1 protein-coding gene is annotated in these 248 nt (G+C 65.3%); it reads left to right on the top strand.

All coding sequences use genetic code 11. From position 1 onward, the window contains the following. A partial coding sequence (locus I6U51_RS24575) for a hypothetical protein (RefSeq protein WP_211145171.1) occupies window positions 1-248 on the top strand: 248 nt, incomplete at both ends.

Below are 248 nucleotides of genomic sequence, written 5' to 3'. Positions count from 1 at the left end.
CAAGCTCAACTCCGTGGTGCCGACTTACGGGGTGCAGGTGCCTGATTATTACGGCTCGATCACCAATCTGCGCGGCGACATCGCCGTGAACGCCGGCGCCATCGGTGGGCTCGCGCCGAACCTCGGCGGTGCCACCTTCACCTCGTACGATCCGCGCGCGGTCGACCCGAACGTCTTCAAGCGCTCGATGAAAACCCCCGGACCGATCTTCACGCCGGGCGATGGCACCATCAGCATCACGACGCGCG

The organism is Clostridium aciditolerans, assembly GCF_016316925.1.
Classification (GTDB): domain Bacteria; phylum Bacillota; class Clostridia; order Clostridiales; family Clostridiaceae; genus Clostridium_AM; species Clostridium_AM aciditolerans.
This window is presented reverse-complemented; position numbering and strand designations above follow the sequence as displayed.